Annotated in this window: 20 protein-coding genes and 2 riboswitches; of the genes, 7 read left to right on the forward strand and 13 right to left on the reverse strand. The window is 48.3% G+C overall.

All coding sequences use genetic code 11. The annotated features are described in order from the left end of the window. The first annotated feature begins 34 nt into the window (after positions 1–34). Positions 35–1,165 (forward strand): 5-methyltetrahydropteroyltriglutamate--homocysteine S-methyltransferase, encoded by a 1,131-nt coding sequence (locus tag MHB78_RS23370; RefSeq protein WP_046130048.1) that lies wholly within the window; start codon positions 35–37, stop codon positions 1,163–1,165. A gap of 76 nt (positions 1,166–1,241) precedes the next feature. On the opposite strand, the gene MHB78_RS23375 is transcribed toward MHB78_RS23370, so the two are convergent. After that, positions 1,242–2,797, reverse strand: a protein-coding gene (locus MHB78_RS23375) for an IS3 family transposase (protein WP_231947364.1) whose coding sequence is annotated in 2 segments (ribosomal slippage) — positions 1,242–2,140 and positions 2,140–2,797 — 1,557 coding nt in all. Because the reading frame shifts where the segments join, the coding sequence is not laid out codon by codon here. A 173-nt stretch (positions 2,798–2,970) separates the two neighbouring features. Between MHB78_RS23375 and MHB78_RS23380 the strand changes: the two genes are divergently transcribed. The 4 genes from MHB78_RS23380 (at position 2,971) to MHB78_RS23395 (ending at position 9,021) form a co-directional block, all read left to right on the forward strand. Beyond that, on the forward strand, positions 2,971–5,199 hold the full coding sequence (locus MHB78_RS23380) for a glycosyltransferase family 39 protein (protein ID WP_046130492.1): 2,229 nt from the start codon (positions 2,971–2,973) through the stop codon (positions 5,197–5,199). A 19-nt stretch (positions 5,200–5,218) separates the two neighbouring features. Beyond that, positions 5,219–6,196: a glycosyltransferase family 2 protein gene (locus MHB78_RS23385; protein WP_046130589.1), complete on the forward strand. Its 978-nt coding sequence runs from the start codon at positions 5,219–5,221 to the stop codon at positions 6,194–6,196. A gap of 31 nt (positions 6,197–6,227) precedes the next feature. Further along, positions 6,228–7,229, forward strand: a complete 1,002-nt coding sequence (gene galE, locus MHB78_RS23390) for a UDP-glucose 4-epimerase GalE (RefSeq protein ID WP_046130493.1) — start codon at positions 6,228–6,230, stop codon at positions 7,227–7,229. Between the two features lie 357 nt (positions 7,230–7,586). Then, positions 7,587–7,688, forward strand: a riboswitch (purine riboswitch). A 136-nt stretch (positions 7,689–7,824) separates the two neighbouring features. Beyond that, the gene (locus tag MHB78_RS23395; RefSeq protein WP_046130590.1) at positions 7,825–9,021 is read left to right on the forward strand and encodes a NupC/NupG family nucleoside CNT transporter; all 1,197 of its coding nucleotides are present in this window, start codon (positions 7,825–7,827) and stop codon (positions 9,019–9,021) included. Between the two features lie 42 nt (positions 9,022–9,063). Here the strand turns inward: MHB78_RS23395 and MHB78_RS23400 are convergent, their stop codons facing one another. After that, positions 9,064–11,139 (reverse strand): catalase, encoded by a 2,076-nt coding sequence (locus MHB78_RS23400; RefSeq protein WP_046130494.1) that lies wholly within the window; start codon positions 11,137–11,139, stop codon positions 9,064–9,066. A gap of 254 nt (positions 11,140–11,393) precedes the next feature. Between MHB78_RS23400 and citH the strand changes: the two genes are divergently transcribed. Beyond that, positions 11,394–12,698: a citrate transporter CitH gene (gene citH, locus MHB78_RS23405; RefSeq protein WP_046130495.1), complete on the forward strand. Its 1,305-nt coding sequence runs from the start codon at positions 11,394–11,396 to the stop codon at positions 12,696–12,698. Positions 12,699–12,741: 43 nt separating this feature from the next. Here the strand turns inward: citH and MHB78_RS23410 are convergent, their stop codons facing one another. The 8 genes from MHB78_RS23410 to MHB78_RS23445 form a co-directional block, all read right to left on the reverse strand. After that, complete coding sequence (locus MHB78_RS23410) at positions 12,742–14,160, reverse strand: glycoside hydrolase family 1 protein (RefSeq protein WP_046130496.1); 1,419 nt, start codon at positions 14,158–14,160, stop codon at positions 12,742–12,744. A gap of 21 nt (positions 14,161–14,181) precedes the next feature. Beyond that, positions 14,182–15,996: a beta-glucoside-specific PTS transporter subunit IIABC gene (locus tag MHB78_RS23415; RefSeq protein WP_046130497.1), complete on the reverse strand. Its 1,815-nt coding sequence runs from the start codon at positions 15,994–15,996 to the stop codon at positions 14,182–14,184. A 298-nt stretch (positions 15,997–16,294) separates the two neighbouring features. Further along, a complete protein-coding gene (locus MHB78_RS23420) occupies positions 16,295–17,128 on the reverse strand; it encodes a PRD domain-containing protein (RefSeq protein WP_046130498.1) in 834 nt (277 codons plus the stop codon). 180 nt (positions 17,129–17,308) lie between these two features. Then, a complete protein-coding gene (locus MHB78_RS23425; protein WP_046130499.1) occupies positions 17,309–18,046 on the reverse strand; it encodes an energy-coupling factor transporter transmembrane component T in 738 nt (245 codons plus the stop codon). Beyond that, positions 18,043–19,632 carry an ABC transporter ATP-binding protein gene (locus MHB78_RS23430; protein ID WP_046130500.1) on the reverse strand — a complete coding sequence of 530 codons (1,590 nt, stop codon included), beginning with the start codon at positions 19,630–19,632 and terminating at the stop codon, positions 18,043–18,045. Before MHB78_RS23430 ends, MHB78_RS23425 begins: the two co-directional genes overlap by 4 nt. Further along, complete coding sequence (locus tag MHB78_RS23435; RefSeq protein ID WP_046130501.1) at positions 19,607–20,206, reverse strand: ECF transporter S component; 600 nt, start codon at positions 20,204–20,206, stop codon at positions 19,607–19,609. The genes MHB78_RS23430 and MHB78_RS23435 overlap by 26 nt, the downstream gene beginning before the upstream one ends. Further along, positions 20,203–20,889 (reverse strand): thiaminase II, encoded by a 687-nt coding sequence (gene tenA, locus MHB78_RS23440; RefSeq protein WP_046130502.1) that lies wholly within the window; start codon positions 20,887–20,889, stop codon positions 20,203–20,205. Before tenA ends, MHB78_RS23435 begins: the two co-directional genes overlap by 4 nt. Before the next feature lie 109 nt (positions 20,890–20,998). Next, a riboswitch (TPP riboswitch) is annotated at positions 20,999–21,104 on the reverse strand. A 50-nt stretch (positions 21,105–21,154) separates the two neighbouring features. After that, entirely contained in the window at positions 21,155–22,237 is a 1,083-nt protein-coding gene (locus tag MHB78_RS23445) for a hypothetical protein (protein WP_231947408.1), read from the reverse strand. Between the two features lie 163 nt (positions 22,238–22,400). On the opposite strand from MHB78_RS23445, the gene MHB78_RS23450 reads away from it, so the two are divergent. Then, the gene (locus tag MHB78_RS23450; protein ID WP_164918187.1) at positions 22,401–22,559 is read left to right on the forward strand and encodes a hypothetical protein; all 159 of its coding nucleotides are present in this window, start codon (positions 22,401–22,403) and stop codon (positions 22,557–22,559) included. A gap of 59 nt (positions 22,560–22,618) precedes the next feature. Here the strand turns inward: MHB78_RS23450 and aceA are convergent, their stop codons facing one another. Genes aceA through yhfH form a run of 3 tightly spaced genes read right to left on the reverse strand, consistent with a single transcriptional unit; the run spans position 22,619 to position 25,669 of the window. Continuing rightward, positions 22,619–23,893 carry an isocitrate lyase gene (gene aceA, locus MHB78_RS23455; RefSeq protein WP_046130503.1) on the reverse strand — a complete coding sequence of 425 codons (1,275 nt, stop codon included), beginning with the start codon at positions 23,891–23,893 and terminating at the stop codon, positions 22,619–22,621. A gap of 13 nt (positions 23,894–23,906) precedes the next feature. Next, positions 23,907–25,496, reverse strand: a complete 1,590-nt coding sequence (aceB, locus tag MHB78_RS23460; protein ID WP_046130504.1) for a malate synthase A — start codon at positions 25,494–25,496, stop codon at positions 23,907–23,909. 35 nt (positions 25,497–25,531) lie between these two features. Beyond that, a complete protein-coding gene (yhfH, locus tag MHB78_RS23465; protein ID WP_077735948.1) occupies positions 25,532–25,669 on the reverse strand; it encodes a protein YhfH in 138 nt (45 codons plus the stop codon). Between the last annotated feature and the right edge of the window lie 140 nt (positions 25,670–25,809).

Genomic DNA, 25,809 nt, shown 5'->3' on the forward strand with positions numbered 1-25,809 from the left:
CTTTTTTATGTTAATAAAGAAAGAGGGATGAAGCATGACACAATCAACCGATGTACTGCAGCAAACGCCAGGAAGAAAAATAGGACCGTTCAGGGCGGACCAGGTGGGCAGCCTGCTCAGGTCTGAGCCTGTTAAAAAAGCGCGCCTGCAAAAAGCAAACGGGGAAATTACCGCGGAACAATTGCGTGAAGTTGAAAACGAAGAGATCAAACGCATTGTCGAAAAACAAAAAGAAATCGGCCTGAAAGCCGTAACAGACGGCGAATTCCGCCGCTCATGGTGGCATTTCGATTTTCTCGAAGGTCTTGACGGTGTTGAAGGCTATGTAGCGGACAAAGGTATTCAATTTCACAATGTCGTAACGAAACCGCGCGGCATAAAAGTAACCGACAAAGTCGACTTTACAAACCATCCGATGCTGGAAGATTATAAGTTTCTTCATAGTATTGCGGGAACGCATACGCCGAAAATGACGATCCCGAGCCCGAATATGCTGTTTTTCAGAGGAAAGCTGGAAGAAAGCCCGTACGAGGATCTGGATGAATTCCACCACGATGTGGCGCAGGCTTACAAAAAAGCGATCCGCGCGTTCTACGATGCCGGCTGCCGCTATTTGCAGCTTGATGACACTGCCTGGTCCGTATTTTTCTCAGAAAAGGGACATGAGCAAATCAAGGCGTTCGGCCGCCAGCCTGATGAGCTGCGCCAGTCCTTCGCCAATACGATCAACGAAGCAATCGAAGGACGTCCGGATGATTTGACTGTCACAATGCATATTTGCCGCGGAAACTTCCAGTCAACATGGGTGGCAGAAGGCGGATACGACGCCGCTGCTGAAACGATTTTCGACGGACTGAACCTTGACGGGCTCTTCCTTGAATTCGATGATGAGCGCTCCGGCGGATTTGAACCGCTTCGCTTCGTGAAACGGAAAGACCTGCAAATCGTCCTCGGCTTAATTACATCTAAATTCGGAGAGCTTGAAAACCCGGATGATATTAAGCGGCGCATTGAAGAGGCGTCCCGATATGTCGACCTGAACCAGCTGTGCTTAAGCCCGCAGTGCGGCTTTGCTTCAACGGAAGAAGGCAACCTGCTGACCGAAGAACAGCAGTGGGAAAAACTGCGCCACGTGATCGAAATTGCCGAAGACGTTTGGAAATAAATAAGGACATGTTTCAAGCCATACCTGATATTGATCTGCACCCTGTCAAGTAGACAGTGGAAATAACTAAAACACACTAGACGGCTTTAGCCCTGTATTCCACTGGGCTGAGGCCGTTTAGTTTTTCTTGTAGACGATCGTGGTTGTAAAAGTGGATATATTCATCAATTGCGCTTTGAAGTGCCTCAAATGTCTCGTACGAATTCCGTCTGTATTTCTCGCATTTTAATTTCCCCCAAAACGACTCAATGGGGCCGTTATCAATACAGCGGCCGACGCGGGACATACTCTGTGTCATATTTGCGTTTTCAATCATCCTTCTAAACTGGTGGGACGTGTATTGAAAACCTCTGTCGCTGTGAAGGAGAGGACGTGCGTTTGGGGCTGCCTCAAGCGCTTGGTTCAAGGTTTTAAACACAAGGGCGTTATTATTGGATTTCCCCAGCACATAAGACACGACCATTCCCTCATGAAGATCTAAAATGGCACTGAGGTACGCTTTCCGATGGCCGTATTTTAGCTCTGTCACATCAGTCACCCATTTTTGATTTGGTTTGTCCGCTTTAAACTCTCGATTCAGGATATTTTCGGACACATGTTGAGGCGTCGCTTTGCCGTAACGTTTTTTCTTCCGCCGAATGACACACTCCAGCTTGGCAATTTTCATCAGCCGATAGATGCGCTTATGATTGAGGCGCTCTTTAAAGCGGCGGTTCATGTTTAAGGTCATTCTGCGGTATCCGTAGATACCGCCAATTTGTTCGTGAAGTAGCGCCATTTTGGCGATAATCTTTTCATTCTGTTTTTCTCTCGCTGAAGGTACTCGGCTCCTCCATTTGTAATACCCCTGGCGCGAAACTTCGGCAATCTCACATAACATTTGGACAGAAAAGCCTTCTTTTCGATTCAGCTCTAAAATGGCGAGATATCGATCTTCGTACCGAACCTGACTTAGAACCGCCTCCTTTTGATCTCTTCCAACTTTTTTAAGAACGCATTCTCTGCGCGCAAACGCTCATTTTCCTGTTCCAGCCGTTTGTTTTCCCGTTGAATTTTTTCTTCAGGTGTCAGTTCTTCTTCGGTTTTGCGTTTCCCTCGGTTGTCTTTTAAGGCCTCTTCTCCGCCTTCTTGATACTTTTTCACCCATTGATACACCTGTTGGTAGGAGACTTGATGAATCTCCATTGATCTGGCGTAGTCCTTTCCATGAGCTAGACAATCCTTCGCAATCTCAATCCGTTCTTCCAATGAAACGTTCTTCCGTTTGGTCATCAAACGATTCCTTCCTCTCCCGCTGTCTTTTAACGTTTTATGACCATTATAAAGCTCAACCCACTTCATGAGTACGGATTTACTGGAAATCTTATATTTTCTCGAGATTTCTCTTTGAGAGTAGCGTCCGGATAAGAAGTCTTTCACGGCATTGTATTTTAATTCTGCGGGATAGAACTTATGGCGCTTTGAACGTTCCAAACTCTCCACACCCGCCATATCATGCGATGTTCTCCATTCACGAATCGTTTCGGCATGAATGCCATATTTTTCTGCGATCTCCTTCACCGAATTATTGCCCTGATCACATTCTGATAGAATATTCAATTTTTCTTCTTTTGAAAACCATTTTCCAGCCATGAAAAAACTCCCCCAAGGCAAACAGATTTTTTTATTTCATCTGTCTACCTTTAGGGGAGCATATCATATCAGGTATGGCTTTTTTTATGTCTTCTTTTAAAAATCCTTCTTGATTTGTTCATAGTTTGATCATATTTGGCTTCTATAATGCTTGTTAGTGAGGTGATCGAATCATGATAAAGAAAAGGAAAATTGATATATTCCTAGTTCTCATTCTCTTATTATCCGCAGCGCTCAACCTGTACGGCATCTGGAACAGCGATACAGACAACGCCTACTACACGGCAGCCGTTACGAGCATGACGCAAAGCTTTCACAACTTCTTTTACGCTTCTTTTGATCCGGGAGGTTTTGTAACCGTCGATAAACCGCCGGTCGCACTATGGGTACAGACCCTTTTCGCGCTTGTGTTCGGCGTGCACGGCTGGAGCGTCGTGCTTCCCGAGGGAATCGCGGAAGTCATTTCCGTAGCACTGCTCTACTTCATTGTAAAACCTACTTTCGGGAAAACGGCAGCAAGAATTTCCGCACTCGTTATGGCTTGTACACCGATTGCCGTCGCTGTCAGCCATACAAACAACGTTGACAGCATTCTTGTCCTTTGTTTGATGATTGCAACATGGATGCTGTTTAAAGCAGTCCGCACAGGAAAAATCGGCTGGCTGCTCGGCGCATTCTGTATGGTCGGCGTCGGCTTTAACGTCAAGATGCTGCAAGCGTACATGGTGTTACCTGCATTTATGCTGTTTTATCTGATTGCAGCAAAGACGACGACTCGCAAAAAAATTGTGTCTCTGATTACATCGGTCATCGTTCTTGCGGCGGTTTCCGTATCATGGGCAGTCGTTGTTGACAGCCAGCCGGAAAGCTCCAGGCCTTATATCGGCAGCAGCCAGACGAACTCTGTCATGGAGCTCGCCTTCGGCTACAACGGAGTCCAGCGTCTGACGGGACAGTCCGGAGCAGGCGGGGGCAAAGCGGCTTCTGATCAAACACAAAAGAAATCGAACCAAGAGCAGCAAAGCGGCACATCTAGCAGCAGTTCATCTTCCTCAAACGGACAGATGAATCCGCCAAGCGGCGGAGAAATGCCTTCAGGCGGTCCGGGCGGCCAGACGGGCGATGTTCAAAAAGGCGGCGGCGGTCCAGGAGGCGGGGGCAACGGTGCAGGCTCTTTCGGTACGGGGACACCGGGACCTCTTAGATTGTTCCAATCTGAGCTTTCAGGTCAGGCAAGCTGGCTGATCCCGTTTGTATTGTTCGGCATCATCGGCTTGCTGATCACAGGCCTTCGCGGTCAAAGAAAATTCAATGATACAACGAATGAAACGATTTTCTGGACGATGTGGCTTGTCCCTGTCGCCGGCTTCTTCAGCATCGCCGGATTCTTCCACCACTACTATCTGATCATGCTGGCAGCACCGATTGCAGCCTTGTCAGGTGCGGGCTGGACGGCACTTGTTCGACTTTATCAGGAAGAAAACGGCTGGAAAAAACGGCTATTGCCAATCGGCGTTTTGCTGACAACAGCGTTTGAATTGTATATCTTCAGCCCTTATCTCAGTGACATCGGAATCGGCTGGAGCATTCTCATCGGTGCTTTCGGAATCGGCACAAGCTGTCTTCTCTTCTTCTTTGCCAAAAAAGGAAAGTCGTTCAGCTACTACGTTTCGCTTGCAGCGCTTCTCGGCATGCTGATCGGTCCTTTCTACTGGACGACGGCGACTCTCGCTGACGGAGTGAACGGCATGATCCCGCAAGCCGGGCCTAAATCGGCGCAATCGTTTGGCGGAGGCGGCGGCAAGATGCAAATGAAAAACGGTGACGGGCCTCCGGGATTTGGCGGCCAAGAAGGCCAGTCAAACAGCAGCAGTCAAAGCGGCAATGGCGCACCGCCTAACATGAATTCCGGCCAAACCGGGCAGGACAATGACAACGCCGGCAGCAGCTCCGGCCAAAACCAGCTAGGCAGCAGCCCTAATCAGAAAAAGCAAATGATATCAGGCGGAATGGGCGGCGGCGAATCAGTCAATGAAGCCCTCCTGTCATACCTGGAAAAGAACAATACCGGAGAAAAATACTTATTTGCAGTCTCAAGCGCAACTTCTGCTCAATCTTACATCATCAAAACCGGCAAAGCAGTGATGGCGATGGGCGGATTCTCCGGCAGCGACCCGATTTTGACCGTGAGCAAGCTCGAAAAGCTCGTCAAAAACGGTGAAGTCAAATACTTCCTGATCGGCGATGACAAAGGAATGCAAAACTCTGACATTACAAATTGGATTAAAAAACACGGCAAAAAGATTTCTGAGAGCAAGTGGAACGGCTCGTCTTCAACAAGCAAATCACAAGCAAACGGACCGGGAGGAAACCAGACTCTCTATAAAGTGGAGCTAGACTGATAAAGGAAGGGTGATGAAGGTGCAGAAAGAAATCACATTTTCAATCGTAATCCCTGTCTACAACGAGGCAGAGGTTCTTCACAACACTTATGACAGACTCAAAAACGTCATGGATTCAACCGGTGAAGCCTATGAGCTGATTTTTGTAAATGACGGCTCCAGCGACGACAGCATTCATATGCTGAAGTCGCTGGCAAACACTGATCCGGCCGTAAAATGCCTGAATTTCTCAAGAAACTTCGGACACCAGATAGCGATCACCGCAGGAACGGACTACGCAGCGGGAAAAGCGATCGTCGTCATTGACGCGGATTTGCAGGACCCGCCCGAACTGATTTTGGAAATGGCGGAGAAATGGCGTGAAGGCTATGACGTCGTTTATGCCGTCCGGACGAAGCGGGAAGGAGAAACGTTTTTCAAAAAACAGACGGCCTCCATGTTTTACCGCATCCTGAGAAAGCTCACAGATGTTGACATCCCCGTCGATACGGGAGACTTCAGGCTCATGGACCGCAAAGTCGTCAAAGAACTAAACAAACTGAAAGAGAAAAATCCGTTTGTACGCGGACTCGTCAGCTGGCTCGGATTCAACCAGACGGCCGTGTACTATGAACGCCGCGAACGGCTCGCCGGCGAAACGAAGTATCCGCTCAAGAAAATGCTGAAACTTTCGCTGGACGGAATTACATCGTTCTCCTTCCAGCCGTTGAAACTGGCGAGCTACTCAGGAATCGTGCTTTCGGCGATCGGCTTTATATACGCCTTTATCGTCGTCTGCCTGAAGCTGTTCACGACAAGCACCATTACCGGCTGGTCTTCGATGATCATCCTGCAGTGCTTGTTCAGCGGATTTATCCTGATCATCCTCGGAGCGATCGGCGAATACATCGGACGGATTTATGACGAAGTCAAAGACCGGCCGCTTTATATCATAGACGGAAAATACGGATTTGAAGAAAAGAGACAGGCTGCCGCCCCTCAGCGGCATATCGTGTAACAAATAAAGAGATACAAAAGGAGAGATTTCGATGAGCATACTCGTTGCCGGAGGAGCCGGCTATATCGGCTCCCACGCCGTTTACACGTTAATTGAGAAACATGAAAAAGTCGTTGTTGTCGATTCCCTTGCAACAGGGCAAGCGGAAGCCATCCATCCCGAAGCTGTTTTTTATCAAGGGGACATCAGGGACCGGCATTTTCTCAAGCAGGTATTCGCCAACGAGGACATCGAAGCCGTCATGCATTTTGCCGCCACTCCGATTTCCTCAAAATCCGGAAACGTGTTTGCCTCCTTTAATGAAAACATCACAGGCATGGAAACGCTGCTTGCGGTCATGAAGGAATTCGGCGTCGGCCGGATCGTCTTTGCTTCAAGCGCATCTGTCTACGGGGACGCAATAGACGGACCGATTACAGAGGAAACAGAACCCCGGCCCGTACACCCGCACGGAAAAGCAAAATGGGCGATGGAGAAAATGCTGATGGAAGCCGAAACAGCATACGGACTGAAATATGTGATTCTCCGCTCTTTCAATGCGGGAGGCGCGCTTCTTGCCGAAGCCGAGGACGATGACAGCGATACGCATCTCATCTCAAGCGTTCTTCGCGCCGCAATTGGGCAAAAACCTTTTGTATCTTTATCATGCAACGGCCGCACGGCGGCAGAAGGGACATGCATCCGCGACTACGTCCACGTTCAGGACCTGGCAGAAGCCCATGTACTCGCTGTCAGCCATTTAAGAAAGGGCGGGGAAAGCCGGACATTCAACCTAGGTTACGAAGAAGGCTATTCCGCCGAACAAGTCATCCAGGCCGCCCAGTATGTTACAGGCATCAGCCTGATCAGCACGCGTTATGCGGAAGGCAGCTGCAGCGCCCCCGACACGCTGATCGCTTCCTCCTCCAGAGCCAGGAAAGAGCTGGGCTGGATCCCCAAACACAACAGCCTGATCGCAATTATCCGCGACGCCTGGAACTGGCACTCTGCGAATCCGAATGGATATGGGTCGCGTCAGATGAGGCAGGGTTGAAAAAGCCGGGAAATGTGAACTGCACCTTAGTGTTAGACGCTGTCTGGCAATAGGGTGCAGTTTTTTTCATGGTGAATTTGACTTGTCTTCAAAAGCTAATCGACTGCTTAGAGCCAGACTTGGAAAATCCGACAACAAAATTTACGCTTTGCAATTTATTCAAAGTAAGCCGTGATTCAAACCGCTAATGTCCAAATCGGCTAAATAAGCAGTCGGCTGTTTTTTGGTTTTTTGTAAATCTATGAGAACATTAACACCGGCTTTTTTGTATATGTCACAGGAGTATTGGAAATAATTTATTATTGTGAAAATATAATGGCGGGTTGATTTTTAACGGTTGTCAGGATAAAATACAGTCAAAATAACAAATAGCATTCTTGTATATAATCAGTAATAGGGTCTGATTGTTTCTACCTAGCAACCGTAAATCGCTAGACTACAAGAAAGTTTGATAGATTTGAACACGAAAATAGGACGGTTTCGCCAATCCATCTATTTTACGTCAGCTCTTATTTTTCATGCTTTCTGTATTGTCAGAATCTATGAAAAAATAAGAGCCTTTTTATTTTCAAAAAATATTTTGGGAGTTGGGATCATGTATTTTTTAATTAATATTTTGGGTATATTTGTCGTCATGGCCGTTGTTTTTTTATGTTCCCCGCAAAAGAAAAAAGTAAAGTGGAGACCGATCCTTTCTCTCTTTGTACTTGAACTGTTGGTAACATGGTTTATGCTCGGGACGAAGATTGGCGGCTCCGTCATTAACGTCATCGCCTCATTCTTCTCTTGGCTGATAGACTGCGCGAAAGACGGTATCGCGTTTGCTTTTCCGTCCGTGATGAGCAATCCGACGGTCGACTTTTTCTTCAGCGCCTTGCTGCCGATTATTTTTGTCGTCACATTCTTTGACATTCTGTCTTATTTTGGAATCCTGACGTGGCTGATCGATAAGATCGGCTGGGTGATTTCAAAAGTATCCAAGCTGCCTAAATTGGAAAGTTTCTTTTCGATTCAAATGATGTTTTTGGGCAACACGGAAGCGCTGGCCGTCATTCGTCAGCAATTGTCCGTGCTAAAGACAAACCGTCTATTGACGTTCGGCATCATGAGCATGAGCAGCATCAGCGGTTCGATCATCGGCTCTTATTTGGCGATGGTTCCGGCCACATATGTATTTACGGCCATTCCTTTAAACTGTTTAAACGCGTTGATCCTGGCGAGCATTTTAAACCCGGTTGAAGTTAAGAAAGACGAAGACATCATTTACGTGCCGCCGAAAGAAGAAAAGAAGGACTTCTTCTCAACAATTTCCAACAGCATGATGGTCGGCATGAACATGGTAATCGTCATTTTGGCGATGGTCATCGGATATGTCGCGCTCACGTCATGCGTAAACGGCATCTTGGGTCTGATCATGCACGGCTTGACGATCCAAAAAATCTTTTCGTACATCTTCAGCCCGTTCGCGTTCTTGCTCGGTTTATCATGGAATGACACGATGTATGTCGCACAGCTGATGGGCATGAAGCTTGCCACAAACGAATTTGTGGCGATGATGGATTTAAAAACGCAGTTACAATCGCTTCCGCCGCACACAGCTGCGGTCGCAACGACGTTCTTAGTCTCCTTTGCTAATTTCAGCACCGTCGGCATGATCTACGGAACATATAACTCTTTATTTAAAGAAGAAGAAAAATCTGCGGTTATCGGTAAAAACGTCTGGAAGCTGCTTGTCAGCGGAATTGCCGTCTCACTGTTGAGCGCGGCGATTGTCGGGTTGTTTGTGTGGTAATCGCTAGACGAAAAAAGCAGGCCTTTAACGGCCTGCTTTTTTTTATACCGTTCTCTCCCAATGACGATGCTGACCGACCGCTTCGATCAGCTTTTTACTGAATGCATCAGGCGCGCCGCCGGCCGCCGTTACGATACCGGACTCTGAGAGCGCACGGGTGCCGGCCGCGGACGCCAGAAGGTCAACTCCTTCGCTTGCGGCTCCGATCGCTTTAAAATGGCTGAACGCTTCATTGATGAAGTCCAACGCGGCTTTTTGTTTCTTCAGCCGTTCAATGCTGTCTTTGCCGCCTGGAATATAAACGGCGTCATACAGCACAGAATCGGCGGTCTGCAATGTATTTCCGGCTTCGATTTCTTTGCCGTTGTCGCCTTTGACTGCGCCTAAATGCGAGCTGATGACATCGGGAACAAGCCCCGCTTTAATCAAGGCTGTGATGACCCGGATAACTTCGGAATGGCTGAAGCCGTCTTCGGCTAAAATCGCAACCGTTCTTGTCAACGGCGATTTCCTCGTGTTCTCCTGGCTTAGTGCCGGGGATTTGAGCATCACTTTTGAGCCTTCGTCTTTTTCAGGCGGCTTTACGCCGACGCCCGCAGCAATTTGTTTCGCCAGTTCCCCGTCGACCTTGTTGAACATCTCGACGACCTGCTTGCGGACGTCCTTGCTTTTGACCTTTCCGACCTCAAATCGGAACGCTGATACAATATGTTCTTTTTCGACCGGAGACATGCTGTTCCAAAAAAGCTTCGCCTGAGAAAAATGATCTTTAAAGCTGTCGCTGCGCCTGCGGATTTTCCGACCTTCGACTTTCTCCTGATAATGTATATATCCGCCTTCCTCTTCAGAAGCAGGGGCAGGATCGTTCTGCTGCAGCGAATTTTTATGATATGCGACAGGCCCGGTATTGATCGTCATGCGGTGATAGCCGTCATACTGGTTGTTGTGAAACGGGCAGACCGGCCTGTTGATCGGAATTTCGTGAAAGTTCGGGCCGCCCAAGCGGATCAGCTGTGTATCGGTATAGGAAAACAGCCGGCCCTGAAGGAGCGGGTCGTTCGTAAAATCGATGCCGGGAACAACGTTGCCCGGGTGAAACGCCGCCTGTTCCGTTTCCGCAAAGACGTTGTCCTGATTTCGGTTTAACGTCATTTTCCCGATGATCCGAACCGGAATCATCTCCTCCGGCCACAGTTTCGTCGGATCGAGGATATCAAAATCAAACTTGAACTCGTCTTCTTCATCGATCATTTGTACGCCAAGTTCGTATTCTACATCGGCTCCTCTTTCGATGGCCTCCCACAGATCGCGCCTGTGAAAATCCGGATCTTTGCCGGCTATTTTTTGGGCTTCGTCCCAGACAAGAGAATGGACGCCCAGCAGCGGCTTCCAATGAAACTTCACAAAACGGGCCTTGCCTTTATCATTCACGAATCTGAACGTATGGACGCCAAAACCTTCCATCATCCGATAGCTGCGCGGAATCGCCCTGTCCGACATCGCCCACATGATCATGTGCGCCGTCTCCTGATTGTTGGCGACAAAATCCCAAAAGGTATCATGCGCCGTGGATGCCTGCGGGATTTCATTGTGGGGCTCAGGTTTGAATGCATGCACCAAATCAGGAAACTTAATGGCGTCCTGGATGAAAAAAACGGGGATGTTATTGCCGACGAGGTCATAGTTTCCTTCCTCCGTATAAAATTTCACGGCAAATCCCCTGACATCGCGGACGGTATCGCCTGACCCCCTTGAGCCTGCAACCGTCGAAAACCGGACGAAGACAGGCGTTTTCACAGAAGGGTCCTGAAGAAATTTCGCTTTTGTATACTTTGTCATCGGTTCGTACACCTGAAAATGGCCATGCGCTCCGAATCCCCTCGCGTGAACGACGCGTTCCGGAATCCGTTCATGGTCAAAGTGGGTGATCTTTTCCCTAAAGTGGAAGTCCTCCATCAGCGTAGGGCCGCGCGTCCCGGCCTTTAATGAATGCTCATCCTCAGATATGCGCACGCCCTGGTTTGTCGTCATTTTTTTGCCGCGGTTGTCGGTCCGGTAGTATTCAAGCTGTTCATCCTTGCTGTTTTTATCGGCTTTGCGGCGCTCATTCTTATTCATGACAGCTCCCTCCCGTTTTTTGTTTCATGCGGATTCTTTTAGGATGCTGTTTTATGATATACCCTGTTTTGAAGCTTCTTAAACTTGAAGATGCGGGCAAAAGATTAAATTGACAGCAGATTATATTTGTGTAAAATTAGAAATAATTATTTAGATAATTCTGAATTTTATTAAACTGTTTTTTTGTAAACGCTTTCTTAGGTCAGCTTAAAAAAAACTTGCCTTACGAAAACATCATTTGGAGGGAACGGTTTATGCTGTCGATTTTAGGATTTATGATGATTATTGTGTTCATGTACCTGATTATGTCCAACCGTGTATCCGCTTTGACCGCTTTGATCCTTGTCCCGATCGTTTTTGCGCTTATCGGCGGTTTTGCGGGCGGACTCGGCGACATGATGCTGAAAGGCATATCCGACATAGCGCCGACGGGAATCATGCTGTTGTTTGCCATTCTTTATTTTGGCATTATGATAGACGCCGGCTTGTTTGATCCGATTATTAAGAAAATCCTGACATTTGTTAAAGGAGATCCGTTAAAAATCGTAGTCGGCACAGCCCTTTTGACGATGATGATTTCGTTGGACGGCGACGGCACCACGACATACATGATTACGATAGCGGCGATGCTTCCGCTCTACAAGCGGCTCGGGATGAATCCGCTTATACTGGCGGGGGTCGCGATGCTCGGCTCAGGCGTGATGAACATTATTCCGTGGGGCGGTCCGACCGCGCGCGTGCTGACCTCCCTCAAGCTTGATACATCGGAAGTGTTTACCCCGCTGATTCCGGCAATGATCCTGGGACTTCTATGGGTCATCTTTGTTGCTTATGTCCTCGGCAAAAGAGAACGCAAAAGGCTCGGAGTTGTGGATATTGAATATCAATCTTCCGTCAAAACGACATCGGAAACGTCAGCGGCCTCAGAGGCGCCGTCATTCAAACGCCCGTCCTTGCTATGGTTCAATTTTTTGCTGACGGTTGTGTTGATGGTTGCGCTAGTTACCAGCCTGCTGCCGCTGCCGGTTTTGTTCATGACCGCTTTTGCCATCGCTTTAATGGTCAATTATCCTATGCTTAAAGAGCAGCAGGACCGCATATCCGCTCACGCCGGAAATGCTTTGTCGGTCGTTTCCATGGTGTTTGCGGCCGGGATTTTCACTGGTATCCTGTCGGGGACGAAGATGGTTGATGCCATGGCGAATTCCCTCGTTTCATTAATACCGGATTCAATGGGTCCGCATTTGCCGATTATTACGGCGATCACAAGTATGCCGTTTACGTTCTTCATGTCAAACGATGCCTATTATTTCGGCGTCCTTCCTATTATCGCAGAAGCGGCGTCAAACTACGGAATCGACGCGGCTGAAATCGGCAGAGCTTCGCTTTTAGGGCAGCCTGTTCACTTGCTCAGCCCGCTTGTTCCGTCAACATACCTTCTCGTCGGAATGGTCGGCGTCACCTTCGGTGATCATCAAAAATTCACATTAAAATGGGCGATCGGTACGACCATTGTGATGACGATTGCAGCGGTGATACTCGGCATTATTTCATTTTAATGATAAAAGCACCCCTTCGTGACAAGGGGTGCTTTAAACTGGGTTAATCCAGGTTCTCGCCATTTGAAGCGATCAGCTCTTTGTACCAGTAAAAGCTTTTCTTTTTAATTCGGCGCAAGTCTTTCAAATCGAATTCGTCGCGGTTCACGTATATAAATCCGTAACGCTTTGAGCAGCCTTGGTGCGTCGAAATTAAATCGATCGCCGACCACGGAGAATAGCCGAAGACATCGACACCGTCCGTTATCGCCAATTGGATTTGCTGAATATGCTGCTTTAAATAGTCGATCCGGTAGTCATCATTAACGACGTCTCCGTCCTCAAGCTTGTCGAATGCGCCGAGGCCGTTTTCGGTAATGATGAGCGGAAGCTGGTAACGGTCATAAATTTCCCTCAGTGTGGAACGGAAGCCGACGGGATCGATTTCCCAGCCAAATTCGTTTTTCTTCAGATGAGGGTTGCTGCTTCCCCTGTATACGCCTTCCTCGCCTGTCTGCAAATGCTGGTCTCCGCCGCGGGCAGCTGTATCGCTGCCGTCGTTTTTACTCGCTTCAGCCGTTTGCGACGTATAGTAATTGAACGCGATAAAGTCCGGTTTGGCGGAGCGCAGAATCTCCGTGTCCCCCTCGGCAATAACCGGCGTACAGCCTTTTTCTTTCATATATGCCCATGCTGTCGTATTGTAGCGGCCGTACACGGCCATGTCTAAGTACAGCCAGTTTCGGATGGCATTATAGTTAAATGCGGCTAAAATATCCTCCGGTTTCGATGAAGCGGGGTAAATCAGCGCGATATTTGGAGCCGGCCCGATCTTTGCATCTGGCAGAAGCTGATGACACAGATTGATCGCTTTCGCCTGGGCGACCAGCATATGGTGATTTTGCTGATACAGCTCTTTTTTCGGATTTTCCAGGTTCTCATCAAGCGTGCCGAGCGCGGAGCCGTGCAGGATCATCATGTTTTGCTCGTTGATGGTCAGCCAGTATTTCACGCGGTCGCCGTAGTGTTCAAAAAGGATTTTCGCGTATGTTTCAAAGGCGTCAATCGTTCTCCTGTCAGACCAGCCGCCTTTTTTCTGAAGCGCATTCGGCAGGTCGAAGTGGTACATTGTCACGATCGGCTCGATGTTATATTTGAGAAGCTCATCGATCAGATTGCTGTAAAATTCAATGCCCTTCGGATTGATCTCACCGTCCCCATCCGGAATGATGCGCGTCCAGGCAATTGAAAAACGGTACGCTTTGAATCCCATTTCGGCAAACAGCGCGATATCCTCTTTATAGCGGTGGTAGTGGTCGCTCGCGACTTTAAAATCGGTCGTTCCTTCCGGATAGCTTTCTCGCGCATCAATGACGGACGGTCCTTTTCCGTCTTCATTCCAAGCGCCTTCCACCTGATATGCGGAAGTGGACGCCCCCCACAAAAAACCTTCCGGAAACTTGGCTAAAGTGCTGTATTTCATCTTCTATTCCTCCTATGCAGATTACATTAATGTGATGATCCAGTCATCCGGTTTGATCCGTTTTTGGTCAGTCCTGATGACATCGCCGTATCGATCTGAATTTGTCACCACGATCGGCGTTTTCACGTCAAATCCTTCCCGTTTCAGCGCCTCTAAATCGAATTCTGCGAGAATATCACCCCGTTTCACGGTTTGCCCTTGTACGGCTTTCGGATAAAAATGCTTTCCTTCCAACTTTACGGTGTCCACTCCGATATGAATGAGGATTTCGGCTTTGCTTTCCGTCGTGATGCCGTATGCATGCCCTGTCGGAAATACCGTTGAGACAACGCCGGCCGCCGGTGCGGTGACGATTCCTTTCGCCGGGAGCACCGCAACGCCTTTGCCAAGCGCCTCAGACGAAAAGACTGTATCAGATACTTCGGTTAACGGAAGCACTTCTCCTTGCAATGGGCTGTAAATCTGTTCGCCGCCATGCTGCTGCTTTTTCTCATCCGCGGGATCATCGAATCCGACGATGTAGGTGAGCACGATCGATAATATGAACGAGACGGAGATGCCGATAATAAACCCGAGAAAGCCCGGTCCGTAAAAAATCGGAATGGTCAACAGCCCCGGGGCGCCTGACGCGATCGCGATGCTGTGGGAATAGCCGATAATGGCTCCGCCCGCCGCCGCGCTGATGACACCGCATACAAACGGCTTTTTCAGCCTCAGGGTCACCCCGTAAACGGCAGGTTCGGTAATGCCGAAAATTCCCGTTATCGCGGCAGATCCTGCCAAAGCCTTCAGCTTTTTGTTCTTCGTCTTCAACATCACGCCGAAGGCGGCTCCTGTTTGGGCAAAAACGGCCGCCGCCGTCGCCGGTTTGATGTAATCCTTTCCATGGACGGCAATGTTGTTGAGGATGACCGGGACGATGCCCCAATGAATCCCGAAGATAACAAGGATCTGCCACAATGCCGCGATGAGCGCCCCGGCCAGAATCGGACTGACATCAAAAATCGACAAAATCGCTGCGGCAATGCCGTTTCCCGTATAAACCCCGAGCGGACCGAACACGATTAAGGTCAGCGGTACCATGACCACTAGGCAAATGAGAGGGGTGATAAAGTTTTTGACGCTTTCATGGATGAAGCGCATACAAAATTTTTCGAGATAGCTCATCACGAATACGGCAAGGATAATCGGAATAACGGTTGACGTATAATTCATCAAAACGACGGGAATACCGAAAAATTCCGCATCTGCGCCGCTGTTTTTCAATTCAATAATCGACGGATAAATGAGCGCCCCGGCTATCGTGAGCGCCACAAACATATTCGCTCCGAATTTCTTCGCTGCCGTAACGGCCAATAGTAGTGGCAAAAAGTAAAATAAACTGTCTGCGGCCGCGTATAAAATCGTATATGTCGTCTCCTCGGCAGTCAGCCATCCGGCGTTCGTACATATTAAAAGCAGCCCTTTTAAAATCCCCGCCCCGGCCATGACGCCGAGGAGCGGCATGAAGATGCTGGATATAATGTCGACCAGTCTGCCGGCGAGACTTCCTTTTTCGTCCCGGCTTCCGCCTGCTTGTGCATTCTCCAGAACGCCGGACATGAGTCCGATCTCTTTGTAAACCTCAGGGACGTGATTGCCGATGACAACTTGAAACTGTCCCCCGCTCTCGACAACCGTCACGACGCCGTCGATGCTTTCAATCGCCTCCTTATCGGCCTTTGAACGGTCTTTCAGCTTAAAGCGCAGCCTTGTCGCACAATGGACAAGAGAAGCAACATTTGTTTCACCTCCAATATGAGTCAAAATCTGTTTGGCTAATGATTGAAAATCCATCTGTGATCATCCCCTCATCTCACTTGGAACCTATGTATCTATGAAAAAGAAAAAACCTAAACAAAGCCTGTGAAAAGGCTTCATTTAGGTTTTGCCTGCCGTAAGCAGTAACAATCCGTATGTGAGCGTATGAAAATAAAAAACCTAAATCGCCATGAAAAGAGACTTCCGCCCCTGTCCCATAGCAATTTAGGTTTTGCCTGCATCACCAGTAACAATCCTAAAATAGATGGTGGTGGTGTTGTTTATATTCAAATTAGCACACATTTCCCCTATTGTCAACGCTTTCATTTTCTGATCACGCCTGATGAACAACCCTTTCAATATGGATCGTTAAGTAGAGCAATTCTTCGCTCGTCAGCTTGTAGCCGTATTCTTTTTCAATATACTGCTTGATTTTATTTGTACATCCATAAGCGTCCCGGTATTTATTTTTTACGGTGTCAAATAAAAAATCGTCTTTGCTTTCCATGTAGAACCCGCTGAACAGCCGCTGCGCGAAAAACTTCAAATGAGTAATAAACCGGTAATAGTGAAGCGACTCTTCGTCAAAATCGACATGAAAGTGGTACTTCACAATGCTTAATATTTCCTGCATGACCTTCGTAATATTGACGATGTTCGGCATTTCTTCATTGAGCTCGGCGTTTACGATATGAAGCGCGATAAAGGCGGCTTCATCCTCAGGAAGTTCAATGCCGGTTTTGTTTTTAATCATCAAAAGCGCCTCTTTGCCGATGGCAAATTCATCTTTATAAAGCCGTTTCGTTTCCCAGAGCAAAGCGTTTTTAATATCCATCCCTTTTTTATGCCTTTCAATGGCAAAATGGATGTGATCGGTCAGCGACACGTATATGCTGTCGTTCAGCTTTTTTCCGAGCCGCATTTTTGCCAGGCTGATGATTTCCTCCGTCATCTCCATAAATTCGATCGGTATTTCATCGAGAAGCGTTTTAAATCGTTCTGAGATGTCTTTATTATCAAGCCTGAAAATCTTCTCTATCCTTGATTCATCAACCATTTCACCGGGTTTTTTCTGAAAGGCGATTCCCCTGCCCATGACCACAAGCTCCTGATCCCGTTCGTCTAAAACACTGACCACATTATTGTTGATCACCTTGGCTATTTTCACTGGTGCACCTCCCGTTTTATTAGAATGAAGGGGATGATTTATATTTCTTTTTTCACATGTTACACATTGATTGTACAACCTTTTTAGACCAGGTCAATATGTTTAAGTCAATTGTTCCGGAGTTTTTCTATTCTCATTATTAAAAAAGAGCCGCTTTCACGGCTCTAACAAATGTATTTTTCAGGAAAATACTATCAATATCCCCAGCACGGCGAGAAGCAGAACGATTCCGTAAAGCGCATCTTTTGCGCCAAGCCGGGGCGTTTGATAATACGTCCGGTTTCTCGTGCCCGTAAAACCCCGCGCTTCCATTGCCACCGCAATTCTTTCCGATTTGCGGATGCCTTGGGAGAACAATGGGAGCGAATATGTGATAAAGGCTTTCCAGCTGTTTTTTTGTTTATAGCCCCTGATTTTATGCGCGGCTTTCATTTGCGAGAGCTCTGATTGAAAGAGCGGAACAAACCGAAATCCGGCCAGCAGTCCATACGCCCATTTCGGCGACAGCCTGCATTGATGAATTAAGCTCATGATGAACGCCGTTAAATCGGTCGTTGACGTAAACAGGAGTCCGTATGTGACAAACCCGAGCATCCGCAAAGCGATCGTCAGGCCGTTTCCAAGGCTCTCCTTCGTCACATGGAACCATGCCCATTGCCAAAGCGTTTCCTCTCCTTTTCCAAAAGCGGCCATCATCCAGCAGACGAGAACGAAAAAAAGCAGATAAGGCAGCAGGCGCTTCGCCAAATATGCAGCCGTCCAGCCTCCGAAAACGATGCCGGTCATCACCGCGAGAAGCCATATGAAAAAAGTCGGCTTCGGGTTTGAAACGGTCATTAATATACACATGACAAGCAGATGGAAAAAAAGCTTTCCCGCAGGATTCAATGTTGAAAGGTATGAATCATTGCTTTTCATACAGGCACCTTCTTTTCTCTGGCATGCATCAGTTTATAGTGAAGCGGCGGAACGATCGAGAACCGGCTGATGAGGCTCCGATCGGAAAATAAACGGTAAGGCGTTCCCTGATAAGCCGCTTTTCCTTTGTGAAACACGATGACTTGATCAGAGTGCCGGTCGACGATATCCATATCATGGGTCACCATGATGATTGAGGTTCCCCGTTCCTGCCGTTCTTTTAACCGTTTAATCAGCTCTCCTGACGTTTTTTCGTCCTGTCCGAATGTCGGTTCATCAAGGAGAAGCAAATCTTGATCAAACAAAAGCATCGTCGCCACGCTCAGACGACGTTTTTGCCCCAGGCTCAATGTGAACGGGTGGGCCTTTCGGTGTGATGTAAGCCCGAACTCTTGTAACAGGCCGGACGTTTTTTTCTCAATCTCTTCCCCAGACCAGTTTCTCTGTCTCGCTCCGTACGCGATTTCCTCAAAGACCGAATCCTGAATAAATTGGAGCTCCGGGTTTTGAAAGACGAAGCCGGCCTTGTCATACAAGTCCTTGTCAGACCATTTTTTCAGCTCGCAATCCTCCAAATAAATGCGTCCTTTTCTCACCGCTTCCAAGCGGATCAGGCTTTTGAGAAACGTGCTTTTCCCGCTGCCGTTCTCCCCGATGACCGATACCCAGGCGCCTTTTGGAATCTGAACGCTGATGCCGTCCGCAACCGTTTTTTTTCGATAGCCGATCGCTGCATCTTCGGTGCGGATCAATGTCCTGCTTTTGGGCGTCCCGCTTTCTTCCTCACGTTCTTTTTTTTTCAGTTCGGCAGACAGCTTGACGGCAAGCGGATGGGTCTCGTCCCGGACGACTTCCTCCCATACAGCCGGATACAGCTTGGGCAGCCAAATGCCGGCCTCCTTCATTTGCCGCTGATAGAGACGGAGAATGTCCCCGGGTTTTCCGTCGCCGATCATGCGTCCGTTTTCGTTTAAAAGGATGACGCGGTCCATCCATTCGATGCAGCCGTCCAACACATGCTCGACAAACACCATCGTCTGCCCCGTTTTTTCAGAGACGTCTTTCAGCAGGGCGAAGATCGCGTTCCGGCTGACCGGATCAAGCTGCGCCGTCGGCTCGTCAAAAAACAGCACTTCCGGTTCCAAAGCCAAAAGACACGCCAGCGCGAGCCGCTGTTTCATGCCCCCTGACAAAGTCTCAATCGGCGTTTTCTTATCAACATTCAGCCCGACCTGATCCATGAGAGAAGAGATCATCCGCTCCATATCTTCGGGGGGAACACGGCGATTTTCCAGACTAAAGGCGATTTCTTCATCAACCCGAAGCATGCAGAATTGCGAATCCGGGTCCTGAAACATGACACCGGCGCTTTTTCTGCGGTCTACCTCGCCTTTGACTTCGGCTTCAATATGTTCGGGTATAATTCCGGAAAGCACCGAAATCAATGTCGATTTTCCGCTTCCGCTCGGCCCGAGTATCAGCACCTTCTCTCCTTTTTGAATCGATAGACTCAAGCTGTCCAATACCGTTTCCGAACGGTTGTAAAAGCGAACGGATAGATTATTGCATCCTAGATACGAATTCATTTGATTCATCCTTTTTCCGCTGTTCCTTCATGATCTCATATTGGTCGAGCACACCTGTTTTCGCGAGCGCCCCGACCACCGCTTTGGCGAGCCAGCCGCCGAGAATGATTCCGCTGATGACCTGAATGATAAATGTCAGAACCAGCGTTTCTGTCGTATAGTAGCCAAAGCCGTTTGCGATCAGGCTGTAGGTCATGCTGCCGACGGCCGCAAGCGCTCCGGACAGCATAAGGGTAAACAAGTTATAGCGCTGATAACGAAACATCGCAAAAGCGATTTCCGCTCCAGCCCCCTGGAAAACGCCGATGAGCAGTGAAGATAACCCAAAATGGCTTCCCGTCAGCAGTTCAACCGCCGCAGCTGCCGTCTCGGCAATCAGCGCCGCCCCCGGTTTGCGGATGATATAGGCAACGATCGGACTCGCAATCACCCATATGCCGAACATAAAGTTTGCACCGACTGGACCGACGATAGCCGAAACCGGAATCCACAAGGTGGACCACCCTAAATAAATTACACCGCAGGCGACTGACAATATCACGGTCATGACGACTTCTTTCATCCTCCAATTCATCGTCCCGCCGCCTCCATATTCACAGGCCAATCTTCAAGGGTATAGGCCATCTCCCAAAACTGATATTCAAGCTGGCAGCTTAACAAAAAGAGCTCTTTCATTTTCTCTTTTTCTTCCTCGCGTGCATCCTTTGCCCATTCATCCAAACGAGCGCAAAATGCCGTTGTAATCGAATCGGTTCGGTCTCCGTAAAATTGAATCCAGTCATAAAACGGATGCGACGGATCCGGCTGCACCTCATTCAGCAATCTTTTGCCGATCTCCCAATATGTCCACGGACACGGCAGCATAACGGCCAATATGTCTCCGATCGTGCCTTCGTGCGCGGCCGTCAGCATATGGCTGATATAATGATGAGCCGACGGTGCGAGAGGATAGCCGTGCAGGTCTTCATATTGTACGCCTGCAACCCGGCAAAGATTGTTGTGGGGATGCACCTCGCTGTCCAGCACAAAGGAAATCTGCCGGTTGAACATGGTCATGTCTTCCCGTTTTTTGCATTTTGAAATAGCGATTCCGTAGATTTGTACAAAGGAATTCAAATACGCGACATCCTGTTTGACATAATGGATGAGCTGTTCCTTTTTTAGGTCGCCCGACGCCAGCCCCTTTACAAAAGGATGCTGAAAAATGGCTTCAAAGATGGGATTTGCCTCGCGGCGAAGTTGCGCTGAAAAACTCATGAAGAAAGCCTCCTTACATTCATTTATAAAGGAAGGCACAAGGGGAAAACGGCTTCTTTATGCAAAAAAGCCGCCCCAAAATGGAGCGGCTTAAGATGATGAACTCATAAAGACACCGGCTCCACTTCCCTACGCTAGTGCGAACTAGATCAGGTTCGAAGGGTCCAAGATCACCTCTTGTCTCAGCCAGCTTTATGGCTCCCCCAGTGGACTTCCTATTTCATTAACTTTTACTCTACACATCTATAAACTACATGTCAATGCTTTAATTCAAGTATTGAATCGCCGGGATTTTTTCGACTCCGCTTGCATAGTAGTAGTTTAATACACTGAAGAAATCGATAGACTTACCCGTTTTTAAATCGACGATGAGAATATGATCGCCGTATTCAAAATCGTTGTCATCGATCCTTCTCGGCGTCACCTTTCCAAGCGTATCGACAAACGAACCTTCATAGCCGACGCCGGATTGAAAGGCGGACTGGTGGTGCATAAACAATGTCCCTTTATCGAGATAGACCATGATGGCTTCTTCAGAGCTGGCATAGCTTGCTTTGTATGATACAGGTGCGGAAACCGATTTGACCTTTGCATCTGCAATCTCGTGAGTCCGCTGGGTGTAGCCGCCGCCATACGGAAAATAAAAGACTCTCTTCCAGTCAAGGTGGCTGTTTCCGCCGTTTTTGTTATATACAAAGGTGCCGTTGGCATAAACTGAACCGTCTTCATATTCCGCGACAAATTGCTGCAGGGAAGATGAGACAGATACTGCCGATGTAAAATGGGCCGGGTTCCTGGCGTTCATTTGAATCGTATAGGAATCTCCGACATCTCCCGCCGAAAAAACCCTGAGCGCATAGTCGCCTTTTGGAAGCTCATTGAGTGCGATCAAATTGCCGGCTGACGCGGAGATATTCGTCGGAATGGCTTGTCCTTTTTCCCAGTCAACCACGTAAAGCTGCACGGTGTAGTCGGCATTGTTTGATAGGATTCTCGCGATGAATGTTCTGTCTGAAGGCGTGCTGAAAAACCACAGATCGTCCTTGTTGGTTTCCGTCAGTGAGGCCTGGTGCTGAAAGGATTGTTCTGAAGAAGAATAGTTTGATTTGACGGAAGCTTTGGGTTTTGTTACGTTCAAAGACTGCCCGTCTTCATTGAGTCTGTAGGAATCTTTTATATTGGCCCGATCGATCGCAATGTTTTCCCGTTTGACTTCAAGCTTTTGCTGGTAGTCTGCAATCTCTTTTTCCTTCTTCGGCGGTTCTGCTCCTTCGGCCATCGCCGGGACCGACGAGATCATGAGCAAAACGGCGAGCATGAATGAAAATCGTTTAACCCTCTTTCCCAACTCACTTCACTCCTTTTCTTCATCACTACTTCATCATAATGTATATTTACAGCATTTGGTATAGATTGATATTTTTTAAGAAATAAACAAATTTTCTGAAACTTATACTGGGCGCAATCCGTCTTATATATTGAAAGGCAAATTTCAATTGGAGGGGATAGATATGATGATGTTTATCTTGATTTTGACAATGACCGTGTATTTGTTCTACTCATTCAGCAAAGACAACCGGCCGGCCAAAAGAAGTAACAAAGCTCATCAGAATGTGATTGTGCTTCGGGAACATCCTTTGATTGCCCCTTCCAATGATGCCAATTGCTAAAATATTTTTATACAAACGAGCAAGCCGCCTGTCAAGCAAGGCGGCTTTTTCACAGCGATTTACGGCTGAAACTGCTCCGCTTCCGTCGAGCCTTTTAGCGCCGTCGTCGAAGAAGTCCCTCCTGTAACGACTTGTGCGACTTCATCAAAATAGCTCGTTCCGACTTCACGCTGGTGCCTTGTCGCCGTATAGCCGTGGGCTTCGCTGGCGAACTCGGCCTGCTGCAGCTCAGAGTAAGCGGCCATCCCGCGTGTTTTATATTGACGGGCCAGTTCAAACATGCCGTGATTTAAAGCGTGGAACCCAGCGAGTGTGACGAATTGAAATTTATACCCCATTTCACTGAGATCTTTTTGAAAATCACCAATCGTTTGATCATCGAGTTTGGCTTTCCAGTTAAAAGAAGGCGAGCAATTGTACGCAAGCAGTTTTCCCGGGAATTGTTCATGAATCGCCTCTGCAAACCGGCGCGCCTCATCAAGATTAGGTTCTGATGTTTCACACCAGACCAAGTCGGCGTAAGGCGCATATGCAAGCCCTCTGGCAATCGCCTGATCAAGGCCCGCTTTCGTTTTGAAAAATCCTTCTGATGTGCGTTCTCCCGTCAAAAACGGGGCATCATACTGGTCGATGTCGCTTGTGATGAGATCGGCCGCATTCGCATCCGTCCGGGCGATGAGAACCGTCGGGACGCCCATGACATCTGCGGCGAGGCGGGCCGCGATCAAATTACGAACCGCCGTCTGCGTCGGCAGCAGCACTTTTCCGCCCAAATGTCCGCATTTTTTCTCTGATGAAAGCTGGTCTTCAAAATGAACGCCAGCGGCACCTGCCTCAATCATGCTTTTCATCAATTCGAAGACATTCAGCTGCCCGCCGAATCCCGCTTCAGCATCCGCTACGATCGGTGCAAACCAATCGATCTCTTCTTTTCCTTCCATGAAATGAATCTGGTCTGCGCGCTGGAGCGTACGGTTGATTCTTTTGACGACTTCCGGAACGCTGTTTGCCGGATACAGGCTTTGGTCAGGGTACATGCTCCCCGCAAGGTTTGCATCGGCCGCCACTTGCCAGCCGCTTAAATAAATCGCTTTCAATCCGGCCTTTACTTGCTGCATTGCCTGGTTTCCCGTCAACGCTCCAAGCGCTGGAACGAAATCTTCCGAATGGAGAAGCCGCCAAAGTTTTTCAGAGCCGCGCCTTGCGATGGTATATTCGATTTCAAGGGACCCCCTCAGGCGGATCACATCCTCAGCCTTGTACGGCCTTGTGATTCCGTTCCACCGTTCATCCTGCCAGCTCTCCTCCAATTGTTTTGCCTGTTCAGACCTCATCTCCCATTCCTCCTTATAATTTTTCATAAGCGGGTATTGTCAAAAATTCAGCGAATTGATCATCCAAAATCATTGCTTCAAAGAGCCGTCCGGCCTCTTCAAAGCGGCCTTCTTGATAACGCTTCAACCCGATGTCATCGATGATCCTCTTCATTTCTTCCTCTTTCATCGTCTTGAACATTTCTGCAGTCACTTCCCGGCCGTCATCCAGAATGCCTTGCGGATGGCGGATCCATTGCCATAATTGAGCTCTTGAAATTTCGGCCGTTGCCGCATCCTCCATCAAATGGTCAATCGGGGCAGCGCCTTTTCCGGACAGCCAGGAAGCCATATAGCGGATGCCGGCGCTGATATTCGTGCGGACGCCCTTTTCCGTGATCCGCCCTGTCGGCACTTCCAGCAAATCTTTCCCTTCAACCTTGATGTCTTCACGCTTTCTATGAATCTGATTTGCTTCAGGCATATGTTCATCAAATACGTCGAGAGCCGTTTGAATCATGCCGGGATGCGCGATCCATGTCCCGTCATGCCCGTCTTTTACTTCGCGCTCCTTATCCTCGCGTATTTTCGCGAAAGCCGCAGCGTTGATATCGGGATTGTCTTTTGCAGGAATCTGCGCCGCCATTCCCCCGATCGCATGGACATTCCGCTTATGGCACGTTTTGATGACCAAAAGGGAATAGGCTCTCATGTTCGGAACCGTCATCGTCACGGCTGAACGGTCGGGAAAGATGACGTCTTCCCTGCTGCGGAATTTCTTAATGAAGCTGAAAATGTAATCCCATCTGCCGCAGTTGAGGCCTGCCGAATGTTCCTTCAATTCATACAAGATCTCATCCATTTCAAAAGCTGCCAGGATTGTTTCGATTAAGACGGTCGCCTTTATCGTGCCCTGCGGGATGCCCAAATCGTTCTGGGCGTAAACAAATACGTCATTCCATAGCCTTGCTTCAAGATGATTTTCGATTTTTGGAAGGTAGAAATAAGGGCCGCTCCCTTTGTTGATCAGCGCTTTTGCGTTATGAAAAAAATAGAGGCCAAAATCGAACAAGCTTGCAGAAACCGGTTTTCCGTCAGCCAGCACGTGCTTTTCCTCCAAATGCCAGCCCCGCGGCCTGACCATGATGACCGCCGGATTCTCATTGAGCTGATACCGTTTGCCGTTTTCGTTTGTAAAATCAATCGTCCCGCGGATTGCATCCCTTAAATTGATCTGTCCTTCTACACAGTTTTTCCACGTCGGTGAGTTGGCGTCTTCAAAATCGGCCATAAACACCTTCGCCCCCGAATTGAGAGCGTTGATCACCATTTTTCTGTCCACCGGCCCGGTAATCTCTACCCTGCGGTCTTCCAAATCCGGCGGGACCGGCGCAGCCGTCCAGTTTCCTTCCCGAATGTACTGCGTCTCTTTTAGAAAATCGGGGTCCTTTCCTTGATCAATTTCCGCCTGAACGATATTTCGCAAGTGCAGTAAATCGCGCCTTCTTTTGCCGAAGTGGCGTTCAAGACGCCCGACGAACTGAAGCGCTTCCTTTGTTAAAATTGCTTCATATTCCGGATTCATGTCTCCCTTGATCTGCAGCCTTCTCTCTTCTGTCTTCATCTCTCTAGCCCCTTTCGCATTTTGTTATAAAACAGTTACTCTCCCTTCTTCGCAAGGCAGCGCTCGCATTCCATGAAATAGGATTCAGCCTGTTCTTCCACCTGCTCCCCGCATTCTGGGCACGTTTTTTTTGGAAGCGTTCGAAAGAATTCGAGCGGGCTTTTCATGCTCATTGTTTCCCCCTCCTTTTTATACAACAGATTTTGTTTTTTTATTTCTGTTGTAGTACAGTATACAGCGGGAAATCGAAAATGTACACACTTTTTCCAAAATTATTTATTTTTTCCCATCGTGCAATAACAAAGAATATTTC

The sequence above is a fragment of the Bacillus sp. FSL K6-0138 genome (genome assembly GCF_037982765.1).
Taxonomy (GTDB): Bacteria; Bacillota; Bacilli; order Bacillales; family Bacillaceae; genus Bacillus; species Bacillus glycinifermentans.

Coding starts and splice junctions, on each gene's coding strand:
- MHB78_RS23370 (WP_046130048.1), top strand. CDS start 35: ATGACACAATCAACCGATGTACTGCAGCAAACGCCAGGAAGAAAAATA.
- MHB78_RS23380 (WP_046130492.1), top strand. CDS start 2,971: ATGATAAAGAAAAGGAAAATTGATATATTCCTAGTTCTCATTCTCTTA.
- galE (WP_046130493.1), top strand. CDS start 6,228: ATGAGCATACTCGTTGCCGGAGGAGCCGGCTATATCGGCTCCCACGCC.
- MHB78_RS23395 (WP_046130590.1), top strand. CDS start 7,825: ATGTATTTTTTAATTAATATTTTGGGTATATTTGTCGTCATGGCCGTT.
- MHB78_RS23400 (WP_046130494.1), bottom strand. CDS start 11,139: ATGAATAAGAATGAGCGCCGCAAAGCCGATAAAAACAGCAAGGATGAA.
- citH (WP_046130495.1), top strand. CDS start 11,394: ATGCTGTCGATTTTAGGATTTATGATGATTATTGTGTTCATGTACCTG.
- MHB78_RS23410 (WP_046130496.1), bottom strand. CDS start 14,160: ATGAAATACAGCACTTTAGCCAAGTTTCCGGAAGGTTTTTTGTGGGGG.
- MHB78_RS23415 (WP_046130497.1), bottom strand. CDS start 15,996: ATGGATTTTCAATCATTAGCCAAACAGATTTTGACTCATATTGGAGGT.
- MHB78_RS23425 (WP_046130499.1), bottom strand. CDS start 18,046: ATGAAAAGCAATGATTCATACCTTTCAACATTGAATCCTGCGGGAAAG.
- MHB78_RS23430 (WP_046130500.1), bottom strand. CDS start 19,632: ATGAATTCGTATCTAGGATGCAATAATCTATCCGTTCGCTTTTACAAC.
- MHB78_RS23435 (WP_046130501.1), bottom strand. CDS start 20,206: ATGAATTGGAGGATGAAAGAAGTCGTCATGACCGTGATATTGTCAGTC.
- tenA (WP_046130502.1), bottom strand. CDS start 20,889: ATGAGTTTTTCAGCGCAACTTCGCCGCGAGGCAAATCCCATCTTTGAA.
- MHB78_RS23450 (WP_164918187.1), top strand. CDS start 22,401: ATGATGATGTTTATCTTGATTTTGACAATGACCGTGTATTTGTTCTAC.
- aceA (WP_046130503.1), bottom strand. CDS start 23,893: ATGAGGTCTGAACAGGCAAAACAATTGGAGGAGAGCTGGCAGGATGAA.
- aceB (WP_046130504.1), bottom strand. CDS start 25,496: ATGAAGACAGAAGAGAGAAGGCTGCAGATCAAGGGAGACATGAATCCG.
- yhfH (WP_077735948.1), bottom strand. CDS start 25,669: ATGAGCATGAAAAGCCCGCTCGAATTCTTTCGAACGCTTCCAAAAAAA.